Annotated in this window: 21 protein-coding genes; 16 read left to right on the top strand and 5 right to left on the bottom strand. The window is 69.3% G+C overall.

Annotated elements, in window-relative coordinates:
• Positions 1–28 precede the first annotated feature (28 nt).
• From ftsH to ACSVDD_RS16785, 3 genes are all read left to right on the top strand, one after another.
• Positions 29–1,960: an ATP-dependent zinc metalloprotease FtsH gene (ftsH, locus tag ACSVDD_RS16795; protein WP_448190524.1), complete on the top strand. Its 1,932-nt coding sequence runs from the start codon at positions 29–31 to the stop codon at positions 1,958–1,960.
• A 145-nt stretch (positions 1,961–2,105) separates the two neighbouring features.
• On the top strand, positions 2,106–2,258 hold the full coding sequence (locus ACSVDD_RS16790) for a type II toxin-antitoxin system RelE family toxin (RefSeq protein WP_448190523.1): 153 nt from the start codon (positions 2,106–2,108) through the stop codon (positions 2,256–2,258).
• Positions 2,251–2,619, top strand: a complete 369-nt coding sequence (locus ACSVDD_RS16785) for a helix-turn-helix domain-containing protein (RefSeq protein ID WP_448190522.1) — start codon at positions 2,251–2,253, stop codon at positions 2,617–2,619. The genes ACSVDD_RS16790 and ACSVDD_RS16785 overlap by 8 nt, the downstream gene beginning before the upstream one ends.
• A gap of 180 nt (positions 2,620–2,799) precedes the next feature.
• Here the strand turns inward: ACSVDD_RS16785 and ACSVDD_RS16780 are convergent, their stop codons facing one another.
• The gene (locus tag ACSVDD_RS16780) at positions 2,800–3,810 is read right to left on the bottom strand and encodes an aldo/keto reductase (RefSeq protein WP_448190521.1); all 1,011 of its coding nucleotides are present in this window, start codon (positions 3,808–3,810) and stop codon (positions 2,800–2,802) included.
• A gap of 71 nt (positions 3,811–3,881) precedes the next feature.
• On the opposite strand from ACSVDD_RS16780, the gene ACSVDD_RS16775 reads away from it, so the two are divergent.
• The 4 genes from ACSVDD_RS16775 to ACSVDD_RS16760 all read left to right on the top strand — a co-directional run bounded on the left by ACSVDD_RS16775 (position 3,882) and on the right by ACSVDD_RS16760 (position 7,272).
• Positions 3,882–4,508, top strand: a complete 627-nt coding sequence (locus tag ACSVDD_RS16775) for a TetR/AcrR family transcriptional regulator (RefSeq protein WP_448190520.1) — start codon at positions 3,882–3,884, stop codon at positions 4,506–4,508.
• Between the two features lie 67 nt (positions 4,509–4,575).
• Positions 4,576–5,199, top strand: a complete 624-nt coding sequence (locus ACSVDD_RS16770; RefSeq protein WP_448190519.1) for a LysE family translocator — start codon at positions 4,576–4,578, stop codon at positions 5,197–5,199.
• 353 nt (positions 5,200–5,552) lie between these two features.
• Complete coding sequence (gene folP / locus ACSVDD_RS16765; RefSeq protein ID WP_448190518.1) at positions 5,553–6,680, top strand: dihydropteroate synthase; 1,128 nt, start codon at positions 5,553–5,555, stop codon at positions 6,678–6,680.
• 133 nt (positions 6,681–6,813) lie between these two features.
• A complete protein-coding gene (locus ACSVDD_RS16760; RefSeq protein ID WP_448190517.1) occupies positions 6,814–7,272 on the top strand; it encodes a bacteriohemerythrin in 459 nt (152 codons plus the stop codon).
• 13 nt (positions 7,273–7,285) lie between these two features.
• Here ACSVDD_RS16760 and ACSVDD_RS16755 read toward each other — a convergent pair whose 3' ends face one another.
• Positions 7,286–9,250 (bottom strand): potassium transporter Kup, encoded by a 1,965-nt coding sequence (locus ACSVDD_RS16755; protein WP_448190516.1) that lies wholly within the window; start codon positions 9,248–9,250, stop codon positions 7,286–7,288.
• Positions 9,251–9,447: 197 nt separating this feature from the next.
• On the opposite strand from ACSVDD_RS16755, the gene glmM reads away from it, so the two are divergent.
• Positions 9,448–10,818, top strand: coding sequence for a phosphoglucosamine mutase (gene glmM / locus ACSVDD_RS16750; protein ID WP_448190515.1), 1,371 nt, complete (start codon positions 9,448–9,450; stop codon positions 10,816–10,818).
• Positions 10,815–11,630, top strand: coding sequence for a bifunctional hydroxymethylpyrimidine kinase/phosphomethylpyrimidine kinase (gene thiD, locus ACSVDD_RS16745; RefSeq protein WP_448190514.1), 816 nt, complete (start codon positions 10,815–10,817; stop codon positions 11,628–11,630). Before glmM ends, thiD begins: the two co-directional genes overlap by 4 nt.
• 1,184 nt (positions 11,631–12,814) lie before the next feature.
• Here thiD and ACSVDD_RS16740 read toward each other — a convergent pair.
• Positions 12,815–14,209, bottom strand: coding sequence for an aminotransferase-like domain-containing protein (locus ACSVDD_RS16740; RefSeq protein WP_448190513.1), 1,395 nt, complete (start codon positions 14,207–14,209; stop codon positions 12,815–12,817).
• Between the two features lie 248 nt (positions 14,210–14,457).
• Between ACSVDD_RS16740 and ACSVDD_RS16735 the strand changes: the two genes are divergently transcribed.
• The 5 genes from ACSVDD_RS16735 to ACSVDD_RS16715 all read left to right on the top strand — a co-directional run bounded on the left by ACSVDD_RS16735 (position 14,458) and on the right by ACSVDD_RS16715 (position 17,890).
• Complete coding sequence (locus ACSVDD_RS16735) at positions 14,458–14,703, top strand: DUF1127 domain-containing protein (RefSeq protein ID WP_448190512.1); 246 nt, start codon at positions 14,458–14,460, stop codon at positions 14,701–14,703.
• A gap of 5 nt (positions 14,704–14,708) precedes the next feature.
• Positions 14,709–15,497: a PhzF family protein gene (locus tag ACSVDD_RS16730; protein WP_448190511.1), complete on the top strand. Its 789-nt coding sequence runs from the start codon at positions 14,709–14,711 to the stop codon at positions 15,495–15,497.
• Entirely contained in the window at positions 15,490–15,975 is a 486-nt protein-coding gene (locus ACSVDD_RS16725) for a GNAT family N-acetyltransferase (protein WP_448190510.1), read from the top strand. Before ACSVDD_RS16730 ends, ACSVDD_RS16725 begins: the two co-directional genes overlap by 8 nt.
• Before the next feature lie 10 nt (positions 15,976–15,985).
• Positions 15,986–16,447, top strand: coding sequence for a MaoC family dehydratase (locus ACSVDD_RS16720; protein ID WP_448190509.1), 462 nt, complete (start codon positions 15,986–15,988; stop codon positions 16,445–16,447).
• Positions 16,448–16,879: 432 nt separating this feature from the next.
• Positions 16,880–17,890: a glycosyltransferase gene (locus ACSVDD_RS16715; RefSeq protein ID WP_448190508.1), complete on the top strand. Its 1,011-nt coding sequence runs from the start codon at positions 16,880–16,882 to the stop codon at positions 17,888–17,890.
• Positions 17,891–17,902: 12 nt separating this feature from the next.
• Here the strand turns inward: ACSVDD_RS16715 and ACSVDD_RS16710 are convergent, their stop codons facing one another.
• A complete protein-coding gene (locus ACSVDD_RS16710) occupies positions 17,903–18,172 on the bottom strand; it encodes a hypothetical protein (protein WP_448190507.1) in 270 nt (89 codons plus the stop codon).
• Positions 18,173–18,526: 354 nt separating this feature from the next.
• On the opposite strand from ACSVDD_RS16710, the gene ACSVDD_RS16705 reads away from it, so the two are divergent.
• Positions 18,527–18,712: a hypothetical protein gene (locus tag ACSVDD_RS16705; protein WP_448190506.1), complete on the top strand. Its 186-nt coding sequence runs from the start codon at positions 18,527–18,529 to the stop codon at positions 18,710–18,712.
• Between the two features lie 3 nt (positions 18,713–18,715).
• Here the strand turns inward: ACSVDD_RS16705 and ACSVDD_RS16700 are convergent, their stop codons facing one another.
• Positions 18,716–20,428 (bottom strand): hypothetical protein, encoded by a 1,713-nt coding sequence (locus ACSVDD_RS16700; RefSeq protein ID WP_448190505.1) that lies wholly within the window; start codon positions 20,426–20,428, stop codon positions 18,716–18,718.
• Positions 20,429–20,676: 248 nt separating this feature from the next.
• Here ACSVDD_RS16700 and ACSVDD_RS16695 point away from each other — a divergent pair, with 248 nt between their 5' ends.
• On the top strand, positions 20,677–21,837 hold the full coding sequence (locus ACSVDD_RS16695) for an ATP phosphoribosyltransferase regulatory subunit (RefSeq protein WP_448190868.1): 1,161 nt from the start codon (positions 20,677–20,679) through the stop codon (positions 21,835–21,837).
• Positions 21,838–21,854: the final 17 nt, after the last annotated feature.

Here is a 21,854-nt window from a genome sequence, read left to right as displayed (position 1 = left end):
GCAGGGTTCGCATGAAAGGCGTGCACACGTGAACAACTTCGGCAAAAACCTCGCTCTCTGGATCATCATCGGCCTGTTGCTGGTGGCGCTGTTCAACCTGTTCCAGAGTTCCTCCACCCGCAGCCCGCAGACGACGGTTCCGTTCAGCGAGCTGGTCGCCGAGGTCGACCGGGGTCAGGTGGCCGACGTCACCATCAAGGGCAATCAGGTCAGCGGCCACTTCACCGACGGCCGGTCCTTCAGCACCTACATTCCGGCCGAGGCCAATCTGGTCGAGCGGCTGACGCAGAAGAACGTGCGCATCAGCGCCGTGCCCGACGACAGCAACGTGCCGTCGCTGTTCTCCGTGCTGCTCAGCTGGTTCCCGATGCTGCTGCTGATCGGCGTGTGGATCTTCTTCATGCGCCAGATGCAGTCCGGCGGCGGCAAGGCCATGGGCTTCGGCAAGTCGCGCGCCCGCCTGCTGACCGAGAAGGTCGGCCGCGTCACCTTCGATGATGTGGCGGGCATCGACGAGGCCAAGCAGGAACTGGCGGAGATCGTCGAATTCCTCAAGGACCCGCAGAAGTTCCAGCGCCTGGGCGGCAAGATCCCGAAGGGCGTGCTGCTCGTCGGCCCTCCCGGCACCGGTAAGACGCTGACCGCGCGCGCCGTGGCGGGCGAGGCCAACGTGCCGTTCTTCACCATTTCCGGCTCCGACTTCGTCGAGATGTTCGTCGGCGTCGGCGCCAGCCGCGTCCGCGACATGTTCGAGCAGGGCAAGAAGAACGCGCCCTGCATCATCTTCATCGACGAAATCGACGCGGTCGGCCGTCACCGCGGCGCCGGCCTGGGCGGCGGCAACGACGAGCGCGAGCAGACCCTCAACCAGCTGCTGGTCGAGATGGACGGCTTCGAGGCGAACGAGGGCGTCATCCTCATCGCCGCCACCAACCGCCCGGACGTGCTCGACCCGGCGCTGCTGCGTCCCGGCCGCTTCGACCGTCAGGTCGTGGTGCCGAACCCCGACGTGCTCGGCCGCGAGAAGATCCTCAAGGTCCACATGCGCAAGGTGCCGCTGGCCCCCGACGTGGACCCGCGCATCATCGCCCGCGGCACGCCTGGGTTCTCGGGCGCCGACCTCGCCAATCTGGTGAACGAGGCTGCCCTGCTGGCCGCCCGCATCGGCAAGCGCGTCGTCGGCATGTCGGAGTTCGAGAACGCCAAGGACAAGGTCATGATGGGCGCGGAACGCCGCTCCATGGTGATGACCGAGGAAGAGAAGAAGCTGACGGCCTACCACGAGGCCGGCCACGCGGTGGTGGCTCTGCACTGCCCGGACAGCGACCCGATCCACAAGGCCACCATCATCCCGCGCGGCCGCGCGCTGGGCATGGTCATGCGCCTGCCGGAAGGTGACCGCATCTCGCTCAGCAAGGCCAAGCTGCTGGCCGACCTGCGCGTCGCCATGGGCGGCCGCATCGCCGAGGAGCTGATCTTCGGCCCGGCCCGCGTGACGACGGGTGCGTCGGGCGACATCAAGATGGCGACGGAGATGTCGCGCCGCATGGTCACCGAGTGGGGCATGAGCGAGAAGCTGGGCCCGCTGCTGTACGGCGAGCCGACGCAGGAGGTCTTCCTCGGCCACTCCGTCACCCAGCACAAGAACATGTCCGACCACACCGCCCAGTCGGTGGACGAGGAGATCCGCCGGATCGTCGAGGAGGCCTACGACGAGGCCCGCCGCATCCTGACGGAGAACATCGACCAGCTGCACACGGTGGCAAAGGGCCTGCTGGAGTACGAGACGCTGAGCGGCGACGACATCGCCACGCTGCTGCGCGGCGACCCGATCGTCCGCGAGGACCGGGACTCGGCCGTCCAGCCCCCGCCCAAGCAGCCCACCTCAGGCCGCCGCGCCTCGGTCCCCCCGACCACGGGCGGCACCGGCGGCATGGACCCCGAACCGCACGGGGCGTGACGAGCACCCTGCGACACGAGACGGCGCCCCTTGGGGCGCCGTTTTCGTTTGTGGAGCCAGCGGGCTTTCAAGACGACGGACGAGGGGCTCCGCGCCCCTCGCGCTCCCCCGCCAGGGCGGCGGCCCTGGACGCGACCTTTATGTGATGATAGCTGTCGCGCGCAACGTGAAGGCGTTGAAGGGACGGAGTGGCTTCCGGCTTCGCGTCGGGGACTGGCGTGTTGTCTACGAGATAGACAATGGTGTGCTGGTTCTCATCGTCATCGAAATCGGCCCAAGGGGTGGGATCTATGACTAACCCGGCGCAGATCATCCGGGACGGCAGTGGAAAGCCTGCCTTCGCGGTGTTGCCCATCGACGAGTACGAGCGGCTGCTGGAGGCGGCGGACGAAGCTCTCGCTGTCCGAGCATTCGACGCGTACAAGGCCGCCCGACCGGAGACATTCCCCGATGAGTTGGCCGAACGGCTGCTGAATGGCGAGCCCCCGGTGAAAGTGTTCCGTGAGCATCGCGGCCTCACCCAAAAGCAACTCGGCGAGGCCGCCGGGCTCAAGCAGGCCTACGTGTCGCAGATCGAAGCGGGCTCCCGCGTCGGCACCGTGGATGCGCTCAAACGCATCGCGGATGCGTTGCGCGTGGACCTCGACGATATGGCCTGATCGCGGGGGTGCCGTCCCCGGAGATCGTGCCACTGTCGTAAAGCCAAGCCGGGCTTTCCTTTGGCGACCGCTGCTGCCTCGCCCTGCCCATTGAGCGGACGCTGCCGGCCGTCACCGGCGATGTTGCCTGGGCGCACGCCGGAACGGCGGCCGACGTGCGCCTCTTCCGCTGACGGCCGGTCAGATGTTCACCGTCTTCATCCCCGCTTCGGGATAGCGTTCACCCGCCGCGGCCCCCGGCGGGAACAGCGCATCCAAACGGGCCAGCACCTCGGCGGACACGCTCAGCGACGCCGCGGCAGCGTTCTCGGCGAGGTACTTGCGCCGCTTGGTGCCGGGGATCGGCACGATGTCCTTGCCGCGGCTCAGCACCCAGGCCAGCGACAGCTGCGCCGGCGTGCAGCCGACCGCACGGGCGACCTCGGCCAGCGCGTCGGCGAGGCGGCGGTTCTCCTCAAGCGCACCGGGTTGGAAACGCGGCGACAGGCGCCGGAAATCGTCGGCCTCCAGTTCGTCCGTGCCCGCCACCGTCCCGGTCAGGAAGCCGCGCCCCAGCGGCGAGTAGGCCACGAACCCCACCCCCAGCTCGCGGCAGACCGGCAGCACGTCTGCCTCCACGTCGCGCGTCCACAGCGAATACTCGCTCTGCACGGCGGCGATGGGATGCATGGCCTGGGCACGGCGCAGAGTTTCCCCCCTCACCTCCGACAGCCCGAGGTGGCGGACCTTGCCCTGCCGCACCAGCTCGGCCATGGCGCCGACCGTCTCCTCCACCGGCGTGGCGGGGTTCAGGCGGTGCGCGTAATACAGGTCGATCACCTCCACGCCCAGCCGCCGCAACGACCCCTCCACCGCCTCGCGCAGGTAGGCGGGCGAGCTGTCCACGACGCGCACATAGCCCTTCTCGTCGCTGCCCGTGCGGCGGATGCCGAACTTGGTCGCCACCTGCACCCGCCCGCGCCGGCCCTTGAGGAACCGCCCCAGCAGCTCCTCATTGTGCCCGAGCCCGTACATGTCGGCGGTGTCGAGCAGCGTGATGCCGTGCTCCTCCACCGCCGCCTCCAGCGTCGCCAGCGACTCCGCATCGTCGCGCGGGCCGTAGAACTCCGACATCCCCATGCAGCCGAGGCCGAGCGCCGACACCTCAAGCCCTGCTGTACCCCCCGCCATACCCAAAGTGCGCCGTTCCATGATACCCTCCCGAAGGATCGAAATGTAAACTACACCGTGCAGTGTACTTGCGCACGGAAGGCGATGCAAGCATGACCGCAACACCCATACCTGGAGCACCGGCGCCCGCAGTCCGCCGCGGCGACCGCAAACGGGCGGAGATCGTCGACGCCGCCGAGCGCCTGTTCCTCGGCGAGGGATATGGGGCGACCAGCATGGACCGCATCGCCGCCGAGGCCGGCGCGTCCAAACGCACGGTCTACAACCACTTCGCCACCAAGGAGGAACTGTTCCGCGCGGTGGTCGAGCGGCTGTACACGGCGCTGCTCGACGGGGCCGCGGTGCCGACCGGCGGCCCCACGGCGGCCGAGGCGCTGGGCGCCTTCGCGCGGGCCTTCGTCGGGCACATGACCAGCCCGCGCCTGCAAGCGCTGATCCGCCTCGTCATCGCCGAGAGCGCCCGCTTTCCCGAGATCACGCCGATCTACTTCGCGGCGGGCAAGGAGCCGGCGGTCGGCCGCCTGTCCGACTGGCTGGCGGGGGAGGCGGCGGCCGGGCGTCTTGCCGTGGACAACCCGACGCTGGCGGCGCAGCAGTTCCTCGGCTGCATCAAGGAGGCGCTGTTCTGGCCGCGCCTGCTCGGTCTGGAGCCGCTGTACGCGCCGCAGATCGTGCTGGATGAGGCGGTGGCGACCTTCCTGGCGCGGTACGGGGCATGATCCGAAGCGGATGCGGTGGCGGCCCCGCCGTGATACCGTCCCTGTCTCTACACAGGAGCAGCCGGCTATGACCTTCGAACTCTGGATCGTCTACCTGCTCGCCGCCATCGGCTTGTCGCTGACGCCCGGCCCGAACGGCCTCTTGTCGCTGACGCACGGCGTACGCTTCGGTGCCGCCCGCACTGTGTTCACCGTGCTGGGCGGGGTGGTCGGCTTCCTTGTCCTCGTCGCTGCCTCGCTGGCTGGCTTGGGCGCGCTGCTCGCCGCTTCGGAGAGCGCCTTCACTGTCGCCAAGTGGGTCGGCGCCGCGTACCTCGTCTATCTCGGCCTGCGCCTGTGGAAGGCGCCGCCGCCGGTGGTCAGTGCCGCCTTGGCGGAGAATGGGCGCCGGCAGGACAGCCCGGCACGCCTCTTCCTGCAAGGCTTCCTCGTCGCTGCGTCGAACCCCAAGGCGATGATCTTCTTCGCCGCCTTCCTGCCGCAGTTCATGGTGCCGGAGGCTGGCTTCTGGACGCAGTTCGTCGTGCTGGGCGGCACCTTTGCGGTGGTCGAGTTCATCTACGAACTGGTCCTCGCCGGCATGGCGCAGAGGATTGCCCCATGGTTGAGCCGGCACGGGCGCTGGTTCAACCGGATCACGGGCTCGATGTTCATTGGCATCGGCGGGATCATGGCGGGTGCCAGCCGCTGATGCGTTGCCGGCGTCTGGCCGTGCTGGCGCTTGGCCGAACTCGTCGGGCGTCGCAGGGATGGCCAATCGAAGGACGGCCCAATGGCGAACGATGGTTTTCGGCGGACTTGATTCCGATTTGCGGATGGCATAGGATATAAGTCCTTTATTCTTTGGGAGCCCGGCCCACCCGAACGAAACACCCCGCGTAACACTGTTCCATAGTGTTCCACGGTGTTCCATTCACCACCGGCGTCTCCGTCCGCCCCATTGATTTTCAACGCGAACCTCAACCATCTGCGCACCGCTTCGGCACACGTCTGGAACGCTCCTGTTTCATCAGCCCCCAGCTTCCCAGCCCCCAGAGCCCCACCATGACCAAGCCCCGCTCCGCCGCCGGATCGCTCGCCAGCTTCTGCCCTTGGGCGTCGGAGGAAGGCGTGCGCGTCTACCTCCGGCCGGTCGGCTTCCTTCCCGTCGCTGCGTGGGCTAAGGGGGCCGCCGTACCGTTGGCCGGCGGGCGCTTCGCCTTTGCCATGGCGGAACTGATCGTCCGCAAGGCGGGCCGGATCGACAGGGCGTTTGCGCCGCTGTCCGAGATCATGGCCTGGGGCTGGGAGCGTTCCCGCGTGGTGGCCGAATCCCTCGACCGCCGGCTCGCCGGACTCACCCGCGCCCGGTCGCCGTTCGGTGGCGTTCCCCTCGACCGGCCGCGCATCATGGGCATCGTCAACGTGACGCCGGACAGCTTCTCGGACGGCGGCGACTTCTTCGACCGCAACGCCGCGCTGGCGCACGGCGAGGCGCTGCTGGCGGCCGGGGCGGAGATCCTCGACGTCGGCGGCGAGTCCACCCGTCCCGGCGCCGCCGCGGTGCCGCCGGACGAGGAGGAGGCGCGAGTGCTGCCCGTCGTCCGCCACTTCGCCGGCCTTGGGGCGTGCGTCTCGGTGGACACTCGGCACGCGCGGGTCATGCGCGCGGCGCTGGATTCCGGGGCGCGCATCGTCAACGACATCAGCGGCCTGACCGGCGACCCGGAAAGCCTCGGCGTGGTGGCCGGCGCCCAGGCGCCCGTCGTGCTCATGCACATGCAGGGCGAGCCCGGCACCATGCAGCAGAACCCCGTCTACGAGGACGCGGCGCTCGACATCTTCGACTGGCTGGAGGAGCGGGTGGCGGCGTGCCTCGCCGCGGGCGTGGCGCTGGAGCGCATCGCCGTCGATCCCGGCGTCGGCTTCGGCAAGAACGTCGAGCACAATCTGGAGGTCCTGCGGCACACCGCGCTGTACCATGGGCTGGGCTGCGCGGTGCTCCTCGGCGTGTCGCGCAAGACCTTCATCGGCCGTCTGTCGCGCGGTGAGGCGCCGAAGGACCGGGTCGCCGGTTCGCTGGCCGCCGGGCTGGAGGCGTTCAACCAGGGCGCCCAGATCCTGCGCGTCCACGACGCCACCGAGACCGCCCAAGCCCGCGCCGTGTGGGAGGGGTTGCATCCGCCGGGGTAGAGGGTTTCCGGCTGCGACAATCGGTGCGTCAAGAAACAGCTTGGCATACTGGTAGTACCAGTCTTATCCTATGCGAAGGACGTAGATCAAAAGACAGAGGGCCGGCGGCGCCGACCGCGGGCAGGAGGGTCCTATGGACCAGCAGCGCACCCAGTGGACGGACGTGCTTTCCGTCGGCGTCGATCAGATCGACGAGGAGCATCGGCATTTCATCCGCCTGCTCGACCGCTTCAACCACGCCGAAACCCGCGGCGTGTCGGAGGCGGAGCTGTACGCCATGCTGGCCGAGGTGGTGCTCTACACCGAGGAGCACTTCACCAACGAAGAGGGGTTGATGCAGTCCGCCGGCTACCCCTTCGTCAACGAGCACCGCATGATGCACGACATGGCGGAGAACGAGGTGCACCGTCTGGCCTCCGGCACCGCCAGCGAGGAGGAGATCCGCGAGACGCTCGGCCGCTTCATGCTGAACTGGCTGGTGCTGCACATCCAGTCGGCCGACCGCAAGTTCGGCCAGTGGGTCAAGGAAAAGAACGGCATGCCGTATCCCGTGCTTGACCATTCGGGGCATGAGCAGCGCGCCTTCGGGTGAGGCGGCGGCGCGCTCAGATCTCGATCTGCGTGCCCAGTTCGACCACCCGGCCCGGCGGGATGCAGAAGAAGTCCGACGCCGACAGCGCGTTGGCCGACAGCAGGATGAACACGCGCTCGGCCACCATGGACATGTCGGGGTGCACCGACGCCACCAGCGTCTCGCGCCCCAGGAAATACGAGGTCTGCATGGGGTTCACGTGCAGGCCGATGTGCCGGCAGTGCTCCAGCCCTTCGGGCACCTTGGGGGTTTCCTTGAAGCCGTAGCGCAGCACCACCCGGAAGAAGTTGTGGCCGAGCGGCGTCACCTCCGCCCGCCGCTCCGGCCGCACCCACGGCACGTCGCGGGTCATCACCGTCAGCAGGATGACGCGCTCGTGCAGCACCATGTTGTGCTTGAGGTTGTGCAGCAGCGCGTGTGGCACCCGGCCGGCGTTGGAGGTGAGGAACACCGCCGTCCCCGGCACCCGGTGCGGCCCGCGGCGGCTGATGGAGGCGATGAAGTCCTCCACCTCCATGCCCGCCTCCCCCAGCCGCTTGACCACCACCTGCCGGCCCTGGCGCCACACCCACATCAGGTAGAACATCAGCATCCCGGCCAGCAGCGGGAACCAGCCGCCCTCCGGCACCTTGAGCAGGTTGGCGCCGAGGAAGGGCAGGTCGATGCACAGCATCAGTCCCGACGCCGCCAGCGCCGCCGCCAGCGGCCAGTGCCACTGCGTGCGGGCCACCACGAAGAACAGCACGCTCGTGCAGGTCATGGTCCCCATCACGGCGATGCCGTAGGCGGCGGCGAGGTTGCTCGACGACTTGAAGCCGAGCACCAGAAGGATCACCGCCGTGAGCAGGAACCAGTTGACCCTGGGGATGTAGATCTGGCCGATCTCGCGCTCGGACGTGTGGCGGATGGCCTGGCGCGGCATCAAGCCGATCTGGATCGCCTCGCGCGCCATGGAGAAGGCGCCGGAGATCATCGCCTGGCTGGCGATGATCGTCGCCGCGGTGGTCAGGACCAGCAGCGGCAGCAGCCCCCACTCCGGCACCAGCCGGAAGAACGGGTGCTCCAGCGCCGCGGGGTCGCGGATCAGCAGAGCCCCCTGGCCGAAATAGTTCAGCAGCAGCGCCGGCAGCACGAACCCCACCCAGGCGTAGCGGATCGCCGGCCGGCCGAGGTGCCCCATGTCGGCGTAGAGCGCCTCCGCCCCGGTGATCGCCAGCACGACGGTGCCCAGGCCGAGGAAGGCGTGCCAGCCGTTGGCCGCCAGGAAGGCGATGGCGTAGGCCGGCGACAGCGCCCGCAGCACCCCCGGCTCCTGCACCACCTGCCAGGCGCCGAGCAGCCCCAGGGTGAGGAACCACACCACCATCACCGGGCCGAACAGCCGCCCGACCCGCGCCGTGCCGCCGCGCTGCATCATGAACAGCCCGATCAGGATGACGATGGCGATCGGCACCACGAAGCGCTCGAGGGTCGGCGCCATCACCTCCAGCCCCTCGATGGCCGAGAGCACGGAAATGGCCGGGGTGATCATGCCGTCGCCGAAGAACAGCGCGGCGCCGAACACGCCCAGCCCCATCAGCACGGCGCGCGGGTAGCCTCCGCCTTCGGTGCCGCGCAGCGCCATCGCGGTCAGCGCCAGAATGCCGCCTTCGCCGCGGTTGTCGGCGCGCATGACGAAGACCACGTACTTCACGGTGACCACCAGGATCAGCGCCCAGGCGATCAGCGACAGGAAGCCGAACACGTTGTCCGGCGTCAGCGGCACGCCGACCGTGTGGCCGAAGCATTCGCGCAGGGTGTAGATCGGGCTGGTGCCGATGTCGCCGTAGACGATGCCCAGCGCGGCCAGCATCAGCGCCGACAGCTTGGTGGCGCCGTGCCCGCCGGCGCCGGGCGTGCCTTCCAGGATGCCGGTCAGCGGGTCGGATTGCAGGCTGCGGTCGTCTGGCATCGGCTCGGGCATCGGTTGCGGCTGCATGGCAGACCTCGGGCGGCGTATGGTGGTGCTCACGGCGTGAACAACGCTGCGGGCGGGCTGTCTCGCCGCCGCTCCCCCTTCGGCGTCGCGGGACGGGGTGCTTACCGCTTTCGCGCCAGTTCGGAAGGGCGCTTGACCGCAGCCGCGGATGCGGTGAAGAAGAGGGGCACGGCACTGGGCATTCCCGAGGACTCCATATGACGCGACGACTGTTCGGCACCGACGGCATCCGCGGCACCGCCAACACCGAGCCGATGACCGCCGAGACCGCGCTGCGCGTGGCGATGGCGACGGCCTTGCAGTTCCGCCGCGGCGACCACCGCCACCGCGTGGTGATCGGCAAGGACACGCGCCTGTCCGGCTACCTGCTGGAACCGGCATTGACGGCCGGCTTCATCTCCATGGGGATGGAGGTCGTGCTGGTCGGCCCGCTGCCCACCCCGGCGGTGGCGATGCTGACGCGGAGCTTGCGCGCCGACATGGGCGTGATGATCTCGGCCTCGCACAACCCATACCAGGACAACGGCATCAAGCTGTTCGGGCCGGACGGCTACAAGCTGTCCGACGAGGTCGAGGCCGCCATCGAGGCGCGCATGGACCTGCCCTTCGCGCCGGACCTCGCCGGCTCGCCGGATCTCGGCCGCGCCAGCCGCATGGAGGACGCGACCGGGCGTTACATCGAATACGTCAAGAACACCTTCCCGCGCGGCCTGCGGCTGGACGGCCTGAAGATCGTCATCGATTGCGCGCACGGCGCCGCCTACAAGGTGGCCCCCAAGGTGCTGTACGAGCTGGGCGCCGACGTGGTGCCGATCGGCGTGCAGCCGGACGGCCTCAACATCAACAAGGGGTGCGGCGCCACGGCGACCAAGCACCTCCAGGACACGGTGCTGGCCGAGGGCGCGACGCTGGGCATCGCGCTGGACGGCGACGCCGACCGCCTGATCATGGTGGACGAGGGCGGGCGCGTGGTGGACGGCGATCAGGTGATGGGGCTGGTGGCCCGCTCCTGGGCGGCGGAGCAGCGCCTGAAGGGCGGCGGCGTGGTCGCCACCGTCATGTCCAACCTGGGGCTGGAGCGGGCGCTGAAGGGCTTTGGGCTGGAACTGGTCCGCACGCCGGTCGGCGACCGCTATGTGGTCGAGCATATGCGGACCTACGGCTTCAACGTCGGCGGTGAGCAGTCCGGCCACGTCGTGCTGTCCGATTATTCCACCACCGGCGACGGCCTGATCGCCGCCTTGCAGGTGCTGGCCTGCATCCAGGCGTCGGACAAGCCGGTCAGCGAGGTGTGCCGCCTGTTCGACCCGGTGCCGCAGAAGCTGACCAACGTGCGCTTCACCGCCGGCTCGACGCCGCTGGAGGTCGCCGAGGTGAAGGAGGCGATCCGCGAGGGTGAGAACCGCCTGAACGGCGCCGGCCGCCTGCTGATCCGCAAGTCCGGTACCGAGCCGCTGATCCGCGTGATGGCCGAAGGCGACGACGCCGGTCTGGTCGATCAGGTCGTGGGCGACATCGTCGCCGCCGTCCAGCGCGCCGCCAACCGTCAGGCCGAGGCCGCGGAATGAACGGCAACGGAATAAAAGGGCGCGTGCTTATCGTCGCCGGTTCGGACTCAGGCGGCGGCGCCGGAATTCAGGCCGACATCAAGGCGGTCAGCGCGCTCGGCGCCTACGCCATGACGGCGATCACCGCGCTGACCGCGCAGAACACGCTGGGCGTCCACGGCGTCTACCCCATCGACCCGGCCTTCGTCGCGCAGCAGATGCGTGTCGTGCTGGAAGACATCGGCGCCGACGCCGTCAAGATCGGCATGCTCGCCAGCGCCGAGGTGATTGAGGCAGTGGCCGGCGAGTACATCGAGCGCGCGGTGAACATCCCGCTGATCGTCGATCCGGTGATGGTCGCCAAGGGCGGCCACTCGCTTTTGGAGGAGGCGGCGGAGCTGACGCTGAAGAAGCGCCTGCTGCCGCTGGCGACCATCGTCACGCCCAACCTGCCCGAGGCCGAGGCGCTGACCGACATCGAGATCCGCGACCTGGACGACATGCGCCGGGCCGCCGCGCTGATCCGCACCTTTGGTCCGAAGGCGGTGCTGCTCAAGGGCGGGCACATGGACGGCGATCTGGTGCAGGATCTGCTGGTCACCGAGGATGGCGAGGAGATCTTCGAGAGCCCGCGCGTGCACACCCCGCACACCCACGGCACCGGCTGCACGCTGGCCTCCGCCATCGCCGCCGGCATCGCCCAGGGACTGGGCATCCGCGAGGCGGTGGAACGGGCGCGGGCCTATGTGATGCAGGCCATCCTGACCGCGCCGGGGTTCGGCCATGGCCACGGCCCGCTCAACCACCTGCACACGGTGCGGCCGTTCCCGTAAGGGGTCGTGATACGCCCTCCCTTCAAGGACGGGTGGAGTGCTCCTTCGGTTAGGCACCGGAACGCCCGCTGCGCCAAGGTGTTGGCCCGTTCAACGGCTGTCGGACGGGGAGGCGCGTCATGGGCCAACAACGGTGGACGGCGAAAGGCTGGCTGCCCCTGACGGCGGTCGTCGCACTGGTTGGCTGCGTTCAGTCGGCTCGCACCCCGGTCGTGGTCGACTGCTGGACTCTCGACGAGGCAGCTCTGTATCGGGCACGCGCCGACGGGATGTGCGAGGACGCCCTTGCCCTCAACACGCTCGTCATTCCGCCGCCCCCACCACCGCTGCCGGAGTGGCGGCGGGCAGTGCTCGCCGGTGGCGGGGGGCTGGGAATGCAACGTGCCGGCACCGCGCCGGGGCCTGCCGCCAGCAGCGATGTGGCGCGGACAGGGGGTCCCGCTCCGGGCGATACGGATGCCGGCGCCAGCGCGGGCAGCGGGACCAGTGGTGCCACATCAAGCAGCGCCTCGAGCGGCGGCGGAGCCGTCGGGGGAGGGGGCAAATCCAGCAGCGATGGCAATTCCGGTGGTGGTTCCTCCAGCGGTAGTTCTTCCGGCGGTGGTCCCTCGGCAGGCAGCTCCGGCACGGGTGGAACCGGTGGTGGGGGCGGTCCCGGTGGGAGTGCCAGTTCCGGTTCTGGCGGCGGTGGCTCAGCTGGAAGCGGCTCGGGCAGTGGGGGCGGCTCTGGTTCCGGCAGTGGTGGTTCTGGCTCCGGCGGGGGTGGAGGCGGTCCCGGCGGTTCTGGCTCTAGTGGCGGTGGTTCGGGTGGAGGCGGTTCTGGTTCCGGCGGCGGTTCTGGCTCCAGCGGTGGTGGCTCTGGCGGTGGCAGTTCCGGTGGAGGGAGCGGCGCGGGCAGCGGAGGGGCCGGTGGGGGCCATGGTGGCAGCTCGGGTGGAGGCGGCAGCGGCTCGGGTGGTGGTTCGGGCGGCGGCTCCGGCGGAGGGGCAGGGGGCGGCGGAGGCGGCTCGGGCGGTTCTGGAGGGGGCGGCGGTTCCGGAGGAGGGGGCGGCGGTGCTGGCGGAGGCGGCTCCGGCGGTCATGGCGGTGGCGGAGGCCACGGAGGGGGTGGCGGCCACGGCGGTGGCGGAGGGCACGGAGGTGGAGGTCATGGCGGCGGTGGCGGCCACGGCCGCTGACTGTCGTCAGACGATGGACAGCGCGGCCCCGACCGGGCTCGCCAGCGTGTCGGCGAGGATGCGCACGCCCCGCGCCGTCTCCTCACGGGTGCGCGGCATGCACAGGCCGACGCGCACCGCGTGCGGCACGCTGGTGCGCCCAACAGCGAAGGTGTCGGCGCCGGTGACGACCACGCCGCGCCGACGCGCCTCGGCGGTGAACTCGTCGCGTCGCCAGGGTTCCGGCAGCACCAGCCACAAATGCAGCCCCGCCGGATGGCCGCACACCGCCGAGGGCGGCAGTGCGGCGCGGGCGATGGCCTGACGCGCGGCGCTCTCGGTGCGCTGAAGCTCGGCCATGCGGTCGGCGTGGCCGTCGAGAATCCAGCGCGTGGCGACCTCCGCCGGCAGGGGCGGGGAGGAGTATTGCAGGGCGCGGATCGTCGTCTCCAGCGGGCGGACCAGCGCCGGCGGGGCCACCACGTAGCCGATGCGCAGGCCGGCCGCCACGCTCTTGGACAGGCTGCTGAGATAGATGGTGATGTCCGGCGCGATGGCCTGGATCGGCGTGGCGTCCTTGACCAGGAAGCCGAAGACGTCGTCTTCGATGATGACGACGCCGTAGCGCCGGCAGATGCTGACGATCTCCTCGCGGCGCGCCAGCGGCATGACCGAGCCGGTGGGGTTCTGCAACGTCGGCACGATGTACAGCGCCTTGGGCGCCAGGCGCCGGCAGGCCGACTCCAGCGCGTCGGGCATAAGCCCGTGCTCGTCCAGCGCCACCCCTTCCAGGTGCAGTTGCAGCGTCGCCGCCAGCCCGCGCATGCCGTAGTTGGTCAGCCGCTCGGTCAGCACCACGTCGCCGGCCTGCGCCACCGACGCCATGGCCACGGCCATGCCGTTCTGCGCGCCGGTGGTCACCAGCACGGACTCCGGCCCGGCCACCACCCGGTGCTGGCGCACCAGCCACTGCGCCGCCGCGGCGCGGTGCGCCGGCAGGCCGGCGTGCGGCGCGTAGGTCACCAGTTGCTCGGCCGTCCCCGACGCGGCGATGGTCATCAGGGTTTGCGCCAGGGCCTGCTCGGCGCCGTTCTGGATGGGGGTGACCACCGTCATGTTGATGACCGAGGTCTCGGGCGGGCGGTGCCACGCCAGCGAGTCGTGGGACAAGGGCGGCTGGTGGCCCTGGACGAAGGTGCCGCGTCCGACCTCGCCGCCGATCAGACCGCGCCGCTCCGCCTCGGCGTAGGAGCGGGTGACAGTGCCGACGGTGACGCCCAGCCGGAACGCCAGGTCGCGATGCGTCGGCAGGCGCGCGCCGGGCGGCAGGCGGCCGCTGGCGACATCCTCCGCCAGGGCATCGGCGATGGCGCGGTAGCGGGGGCCGGCGCGGCCGGAGAGGTCGGGTGTCCAGCTTGTCATGGAGACAATATAGACAATCTGGTAGGACCACCGCAAGACAGGTTCGATTGTCTCTCCTTTGGCCATTCGGCATGGTTCGGCGGAAAATAGGGCTGAGTTGGCCTGTTCGAACGGGTGTGTTCGCGCCGATACATCCGCTCACGGAAATGTAATGGTGACAATATCGGCATTGACCCTGCGAATTGCGCCGTCATAATCCACATTGTCTCGGTACCCTGGACCCGATTGCAGTGATGATGGAGGTTTGCATGAGCACCAATGAAGTGGCCCGCCCGACCGGCTCGTCCCCGTCGCCTTTCCTGGCCTCTCTGCGTGCCGCTGCCACCGTCGTCGCCCGCGGCATCTGGGGCGGGGCCGAGGCCACGCTGGTCTGGTACGGCCGGTGGAGGCAGCGGCAGGCGCTGATGCGGCTGGACGACCATCTGCTGAAGGACATCGGCGTCAGCCGCGCCGACGCCGACCTGGAAGGCACCAAGCCGTTCTGGAAGGAGTGAGCGCCATGCGCTTGCCGATCTATCAGGTGGACGCCTTCGCCGACGCCGTCTTCGCCGGCAACCCGGCCGCCGTCGTCCCGCTGGAGGCGTGGCTGCCGGACGCCACGCTGCTCGCCATCGCGGCGGAGAACAATCTGGCCGAGACGGCCTTCTTCGTTCGCGACGGCGAGGCGTGCGAACTGCGTTGGTTCACCCCGGCGGTCGAGGTGGATCTGTGCGGCCACGCCACGCTGGCGACGGCGTTCGTGATCGCCACGGTGCTGGAGCCGGGGCGGCAGCGCTTCGCCTTCACCACCCGGCAGGCCGGTGAGCTGACGGTGACGCGAGAGGGGGAGCGGTTCACCCTCGACTTCCCCGCCCGGCCGCCGGTCCCGCTCGACCCGCACCCGGACTTGCTCGCCGCGCTCGGCGGGCCGGCGCCGGCCGCGGTGCTCGGCGGGCGCGACTACCTCGTCGTCTATGACGATCCGGCGATCGTCCGAGGGCTGACGCCGGATATGGCGCGGCTCGCGGCGCTCGACCGCTTCGCCGTCAGTGTCACGGCGCCGGGAGAAGGGGGCGTAGACTTCGTCTCGCGCTTCTTCGCGCCGGCCAAGGGCGTCCCGGAGGACCCGGTTACCGGGTCCGCCCACTGCGCGCTGATCCCCTATTGGGCGCAGCGTTTGGGCAAGACGATTCTGTCGGCGCGGCAGGTGTCGGCGCGCGGCGGCAATCTCGCTTGCGAGTTGGTCGGCGACCGGGTGAAGATCGGCGGTACAGCCGTTCTCTATCTGGAAGGCGTCATTCATGTCTGAGCCGGAGGGCTCGATCGTTACCATCACACCGGCCGAGGGGCCGGACGACATCGGCCACGTCCGCGCCCTGTTCCAGGAGTACGCGCGGGCGCTGAACGTCTCCCTGTGCTTCCAGGGTTTCGACGAGGAACTGGCGACGCTGCCCGGCAAATACGCTCCGCCCGCGGGGGAGCTTCTGCTCGCCCGTGTCGGCGGCGCGGTGGCCGGGGTCGTCGGCCTGCGTCCGCTCGGCGACGGCATCTGCGAGATGAAGCGCCTCTACGTGCGTCCGGAATTCCGCGGCAGCGGCGCCGGGCACCGGCTGGCCGAGCGAATCGTCGCGATCGGTCTTGAGCGCGGCCATCGCGCCATGCGCCTGGACACGCTGGCCCACCTGGAGGCGGCGCGCGCGCTGTATGGCAGCCTGGGGTTTCATGAGATCTCTGCCTATTATCAGAACCCGCTGAGCGGCGTGCTGTACTACGAGAAAACCTACTGAGGAGGACGCGATGGCGGGGCGCTGGTTCGAGGAGTTCGCGGTCGGTGACGTCATCGAGACACGCGGCATCACCGTCACTGAGTCGCAGATCATCGACTTCGCGCTGACCTTCGACCCGCAAGCCTTCCACATCGACGCCCAAGCCGCTGGCGAAGGGCCGTTTGGCGGCCTGATCGCCAGCGGCTTCCAGACGCTGGGGCTGACCTTCCGCCTGCTGCTGGCCACCGGCGTGCTGGACGGCACCAGCCTGGGCAGCGGCGCCATGGACGAGGTGCGCTGGCTACGCCCGGTGCGCCCCGGCGACACGCTGCGCGTGCGGGTCGAGGTGGTGGAACTGCGCCCCTCGCGCCGTGGTGGCCGGGGCATCGTGCGCTGCGCCTACACGACCTCCAACCAGCATGGCGAGCCGGTGCTGACCTGCGCCATCGACCAGATCATCGCCAGCCGCCCGCCGGCCACCATCGCGTGTTAGGGCGAACTCCTGTCCGGCAGGAAACGCCGTATTGCATTCGGGACCTCCGGTGTTGCATTGGCGCTTCGGTGGCACTCCGTGGGTTTTGTTGAAAATCAATGCCTTGGTTGGGTGCGGCGATGATGGATGAAACACAATGCAACGCTATGAAACGCGATTCGATGGAGTGTTGCATCCGTTCGGCGATGTCGGATGAGACGGAACGAGACGCTATGAGACACGATTCAACGGTGTGTCTCATCCGCTCGGCATCGCGCGGACGCACCTCTGCTGACGAGGAATCTCATCCTAATGCCGATGGGTGGCAAGCGCAAGCGCGGCGTTGAATCCCACGCGCAAACCACTGGTGCGGCCAGCCGTCCGCCGGCCGTTGACGCTGTTCGGCGCACCTCCTATCGTCCGGGCCACTTTCCCCTGTAGGGCTGACCGGGCGTGCGCATCCTCCAGGCAATTCTGTCCAAGGGCTTCCGCGGCGCCGAGCGGCACGTCGCGGAGTTGGTCAACGCCCAGGCCAAGACGCACGACGTGGTGCTGATGCTGCGGAGCGACTGCGCCGACGGCAACGGCGTGTCGATCCGTGACTGGCTCGATCCGGGGGTGCGCGTCGTCAGCCTGCGGTGGCCGTTCTGGAGGCTCCAGGCCTGGGCGGCGCTGCGCCGCTTCAAGCCGGACGTGGTGCACGCGCACGGTGGCCGGGCGAGCCGCCTGCTGCCCAAACTGGCCGGCCGGGTGCCGGTCGCCGCGACCATTCACCTCGACTATCGGCACAAGTCCTTCCGCGATGCCGCCGGGCTGATCTGCACGACGGACTGGCAGCGCTCCGGCGTCTCGCCGGATTACAAGGGGCGGGTCGCCCGCATCGATCTGTGGTACCAGCCGCACCGGCGGCTGAACGTCGCCGAGGTGGCGCGGCTGCGCGGCGAATTCGGGGCGGGGGAGAAGACTTTCGTTATCGGTTTCGTCGGCCACTTGATCCCGGTAAAGGGCGCCGACCTGCTGATCGAGGCGTTCCGCCGCGCGGCGCTGCCGGACGCGCGGTTGGTGATCGTCGGCGATGGGCCGGAACGCGCCCGGCTGGAACAAAGCGCCCCGCCCGGCGTGGTCTTCACCGGCTTTCGCAGCGACGCGCGCGACCTCTATCAGGCGTTCGACCTGTTCGTCTCGGCGTCGCGCGAGGAGCCGTTCGGGCTGGTGTTCCTGGAGGCGCTGGACGCCGGCCTGCCGGTCGTCGCCACGAGCACCGCCGGGGCCGAGGCGATCCTGCCCGGCTTCCCGGCGGAACTGGTGCCGCTGGAGGACGTCGGTGCGCTGGTGGAAGCGTTGCGGCTGGCCGCCGGTGAGCGGCGCCCGCGCGTGGCGGTCGATCTCGGGCGCTACGATCAGGCGGGTCGCCTCGTCGAGATCGAAATGTTCTACCGCGCGCTCACCGGCCGGGCCGGGTAGGGCGGGGTAGGGTCAATCGCCCTTGGCGGCGTGACGGAACAACGTGTGTGTCTGGGCGGGATGCTGCCGCTCCATGGCGGTTTCCAAGGCGGCGAGCCGTCCCTCGATGGCCTCGACGCGTTCCGTCAAGCCATGGTCGGTCGACAGCCGGCTGGCGAGCCACGCCAGCAGAGCCTCGGCCGAGACCTGCCCCTGCCGCATCGCCTTGGCCGCTTCCCGCAGGGCCTTGCGCATTTCGGCGTTGTGTGGAACCCGAAGGCTCATGGTGGGTGTGTCGGCCATGTGGCACGTCCCGTGTTACGTAGCAATGCGCCGGAACTTTGCGCACAAATGTATTGTATCACGGGTCGGGCCGTCCGGCCCTGCGACAGAGTAGGCTTGTGATACGGATTGTGTTGCGCGGCATGCAGTGTTATGCCGCTTGACGGCGGCGCCTTGCGGGAGGAAAATTCATACCCGCAACGGCGGTTCCGAACAGTGAGGCAATTCTATCTTTGTCTTAACTGCAAGCGTTGTGCGAAAATTTTAAGCCAGATGCGCTTTGGTTAATCTTTATCAAGTCGCTGTCACCAGTTGTGTGCCATTCTCTCCATACCCCTGGTTTTGGGCCGGTTCAGTGGCTGGCAGATGGTTTGTTTGACGGACGAAGACGCATCCGCGGTTTTTTACGCCTACAGCTTCATGGTCGGGCGCATGGGGGAATTGGTGGCTCTGGACGTGGCCGCCGAGGCCCTGCGGGCGCGCCACCGCGAGTTGGACAAGCACGCCGCCGACGAGGCCGCCCGCCTTCTGATCGAGCGGGTCAAGGCGGTGCGGACGTGAGCCTTACCGGAACCCGGCGTCGCCCAGCAGTTTGAAGAAATCGCGCAGCAGCTTGGCCTGCATGGCCGGATCGACGATGTCCTCGACATAGCGCCGCTCGAAGTTGGGTTGGCGCAGATGGTTGACGACGTGCTGGCGCACCATGTCCAGCGCCTTGCGGCTGCGCAGCGTGCCCGGCGCGCAGAGCTGGATCAGCCGGTTGGCGCGGTGGCGCAGGATGTCGGCAGGGTTGTCCAGACGCTCGACCACCCTGCTGTTGACGATGTAGGCGCACAGCAGATCGTCAACGTTGTCGCCGATCCGCGTGCGCAGCGGCTCGGGTGCGGTGGATTCGACGATTTGCGCGAACAGCTTGGTGAGCTGCTCCAGGTTGACCTTGATCGGCTGGGCGCGGTCGACGAAGCGGGCCGCCGCCGCCGGGTCGCCGGTGAGCTGCTGGAGGATGCCGGCGATGTCCTCGGCGTGCTGGCGGCCCAGGTCGGAGTCGGACAGCGCCAGCAGGAAGCGGACACGGTCCTTGGCGTCGGCGAGGCGGGCCAGCACGTCGTTGATCGCCTGCCGCCGCCCGGTGGCGCCGCCGGCTTCGAGGAAGCGCATGTAGCGCTGGATCAGCGCCTCCGCCATGCCGCCGCCGCCGATCACGCCCTCCGGCGACAGCACGCGCCCCAGCACCATGTCGAAGGCGTCGCGCTCGGCCGCGGGATCGTTGCGGTACAGCGGCTGCGCGCTCTTGAGCTGCCGGCGCACGAGGTCGACGATGACCAGCCGGGTCGCGTCCAGCGCATTGAAGGCCAGCAGCTCGCTCAGGTGCAGGGCGCGGTCTTCCTCGCCGCGGTGGGTGGCGTCGAGGCGGCCGCGCGACAGGTCGATCAGGTTGCACAGCGCCTCGGCCAGGTTGCGCTGAGTGCCCAGCAGCTCCTGCGCCACGGAGGGCGCGCCCAGCACGTCGGCCATGACGCCGTCGATCAGCGTCAGCGGCTCGTCGGTCAGGCCGCCATCCTCGCGCACCAACTCGGACAGGAAGTCCAGCTTGGCCAGCCAGTTGCGCATCTGCACGAGGTCGCGCGACAGCACCACGCGGGCGTAGAAGTCGCGATCCTCCGGCGTCTCCTTGGCGCCCAGCGCCTCGAAGGCCGGACGGAAGCCGCTGTCGGAGATCTGCGGCAGATCCTCGCGCGCCGAGGCGCGGCGCGCCTTTTCGGTCACTTCGTTGACGAAGCCGTACAGCTCGTCGCGCCGCGAGCGGCTGTCCTGGCCGCTCGACTCCGCTTGCAGCGCGGCGACGCGGCCGACCGCCGCCGGCACGATGTTGTCCTTGTCCAGGAGGCGTTTCAGCTCCTGGTAATTGTGCATGATCTCGGTGGGGGTCACGACCATGCGCTCGACATAGCCGCGCAGCAGGCGGTTCATCGCCATGCGGCTCTCGACGGCGTAGGTCTGTTCCGCCTTGCGGCAGACGGCCGGCGCCTCGTCGAGAGGGGAGATGGTGATGGCGTTGGAGACCGCGCGGAATTCCTCGCAGATCTGCGTCTCGACATGGCGTCCGTCGGGGCGCTTCCAGTCGCGGACGATGCGGAAACCTTCGATCTTGCCGGCCGAAATGATCTTCTTGCCGTAGGCGCGCGCCTCCGCTTCGGCATCGAACCGGCAGTCGATGACCCAGTGGTCCTGCTGGTAGAGCTGGACCTCGTAGCTGCTGCTGCGGATCCCCGCCATTGTCCGCCGTCTCGCCGCTGTGCCCTGCAACAGTTCAGGATTCGGACTTTTTTCGGATAAATTCAATGACAAACTTTAGACGGTTTCTCATGTCACGGCCTGCTTATCCGCGGCGGCATAGGGGGCATGCGGGCTTTTCCGTTTGCACGGAAGCGGCGTGTCGTTTATTGACCGCCTCCGTGCGCCCGTGCTGCGCACGCTGACCAATCGTGCCGTGCACGCCGACCATGAACGAACCCGCTCGAGCCATGCCCAACCCGTCCAGTTCCGCGCTGCTGCCCGCAGGCCTGCACGACGTGCTGCCGCTCGAGGCCGCGCACGAAGCCGCGGCGATCGAGCGCCTGATGGCGGCGTTCGCCGCCTATGGCTATGAGCGCGTGAAACCGCCGCTGGTGGAGTTCGAGGAGAGCTTGCTGTCCGGCTCCGGCGTCGCCATGGCGAAGCAGACATTCCGCCTGATGGACCCGCTGTCGCAGCGCATGATGGCCGTGCGCGCCGACATGACGCCGCAGATCGCCCGCATCGCCACCACGCGCCTCGCCAAGTCCGCGCGCCCGCTGCGCCTGTGCTACGCCGGGCAGGTGTTGCGCGTGAAGGGCTCGCAGATGCGGCCCGAGCGGCAGTTCGCCCAGGTCGGCGTCGAGATCATCGGCGTCCTCCAGCCCGAGTCCGACGCCGAGGTGGTCCTGCTGGCGGCCGGCGCGCTGGACGCCGTGGGCGTGCGTCACCTGTCCGTGGACCTCTGCGTGCCGACCATGGTGCCGCTGGTCTGTCGGGCGCTGGGGTTGGACGACGACACCACCGCGACGCTGCGCGCCGCGCTCGACCGCAAGGACGCCGCCGCGGTGGCTGCTGTGGGCGGTCCGGCGGCGGAGTTGCTGGAAAAGCTCATCGCCGCGTCCGGCCCGGCCGAGCGCGCCATGGCGGCGCTGGCTGGTTTGGCGCTTCCCGAAGCGGCCGAGAAGGATCGCCGGCGGTTGACCGAGGTGGTGCGGCTGATCCGCGCCGCGCGGCCGGACCTGACGGTCACCGTGGACCTGGTCGAGCACCGCGGCTTCGAATATCAGACCGGCCTCAGCTTCACCCTGTTCGCCCGCGGCGTGCGCGGCGAGTTGGGCGGCGGCGGGCGCTATCGCGCCGGCATCCGCTCGGGCGGCGAAGACGAGGGCGAGCCCGCCACCGGGTTCACCCTCTATATGGACAGCGTTCTGCGCGCCGTGCCGGCGCCGACCGCGCCCAAGCGGGTCTTCGTGCCGCACGGCACCCCGGTCGGGACCGCGGCGGACCTGCGCGCCCAGGGCTGGGTGACGGTGGCCGGGCTGGAGCCCGCGGCGGACGAGCGGAGCGAAGCCCGGCGTCTGGCGTGCAGCCATGTGTATACCGGCGGCACGGTGTCGTCGGCGGAGTAGCGAACCAATTGTTCCCT

It is taken from the genome of Azospirillum terrae (assembly GCF_053470425.1).
Note: the sequence above shows the minus strand (reverse complement) of the source record. Positions and strands in the feature narration are given on the sequence as shown.

Bases quoted from the DNA above. Each gene is read 5' to 3' on its own strand.
- ACSVDD_RS16790 (WP_448190523.1), top strand. From the start codon at position 2,106: ATGATAGCTGTCGCGCGCAACGTGAAGGCGTTGAAGGGACGGAGTGGC.
- ACSVDD_RS16785 (WP_448190522.1), top strand. From the start codon at position 2,251: ATGACTAACCCGGCGCAGATCATCCGGGACGGCAGTGGAAAGCCTGCC.
- ACSVDD_RS16780 (WP_448190521.1), bottom strand. From the start codon at position 3,810: ATGGAACGGCGCACTTTGGGTATGGCGGGGGGTACAGCAGGGCTTGAG.
- ACSVDD_RS16775 (WP_448190520.1), top strand. From the start codon at position 3,882: ATGACCGCAACACCCATACCTGGAGCACCGGCGCCCGCAGTCCGCCGC.
- ACSVDD_RS16770 (WP_448190519.1), top strand. From the start codon at position 4,576: ATGACCTTCGAACTCTGGATCGTCTACCTGCTCGCCGCCATCGGCTTG.
- folP (WP_448190518.1), top strand. From the start codon at position 5,553: ATGACCAAGCCCCGCTCCGCCGCCGGATCGCTCGCCAGCTTCTGCCCT.
- ACSVDD_RS16760 (WP_448190517.1), top strand. From the start codon at position 6,814: ATGGACCAGCAGCGCACCCAGTGGACGGACGTGCTTTCCGTCGGCGTC.
- ACSVDD_RS16755 (WP_448190516.1), bottom strand. From the start codon at position 9,250: ATGCAGCCGCAACCGATGCCCGAGCCGATGCCAGACGACCGCAGCCTG.
- glmM (WP_448190515.1), top strand. From the start codon at position 9,448: ATGACGCGACGACTGTTCGGCACCGACGGCATCCGCGGCACCGCCAAC.
- thiD (WP_448190514.1), top strand. From the start codon at position 10,815: ATGAACGGCAACGGAATAAAAGGGCGCGTGCTTATCGTCGCCGGTTCG.
- ACSVDD_RS16740 (WP_448190513.1), bottom strand. From the start codon at position 14,209: ATGACAAGCTGGACACCCGACCTCTCCGGCCGCGCCGGCCCCCGCTAC.
- ACSVDD_RS16735 (WP_448190512.1), top strand. From the start codon at position 14,458: ATGAGCACCAATGAAGTGGCCCGCCCGACCGGCTCGTCCCCGTCGCCT.
- ACSVDD_RS16730 (WP_448190511.1), top strand. From the start codon at position 14,709: ATGCGCTTGCCGATCTATCAGGTGGACGCCTTCGCCGACGCCGTCTTC.
- ACSVDD_RS16725 (WP_448190510.1), top strand. From the start codon at position 15,490: ATGTCTGAGCCGGAGGGCTCGATCGTTACCATCACACCGGCCGAGGGG.
- ACSVDD_RS16720 (WP_448190509.1), top strand. From the start codon at position 15,986: ATGGCGGGGCGCTGGTTCGAGGAGTTCGCGGTCGGTGACGTCATCGAG.
- ACSVDD_RS16710 (WP_448190507.1), bottom strand. From the start codon at position 18,172: ATGGCCGACACACCCACCATGAGCCTTCGGGTTCCACACAACGCCGAA.
- ACSVDD_RS16700 (WP_448190505.1), bottom strand. From the start codon at position 20,428: ATGGCGGGGATCCGCAGCAGCAGCTACGAGGTCCAGCTCTACCAGCAG.
- ACSVDD_RS16695 (WP_448190868.1), top strand. From the start codon at position 20,677: ATGCCCAACCCGTCCAGTTCCGCGCTGCTGCCCGCAGGCCTGCACGAC.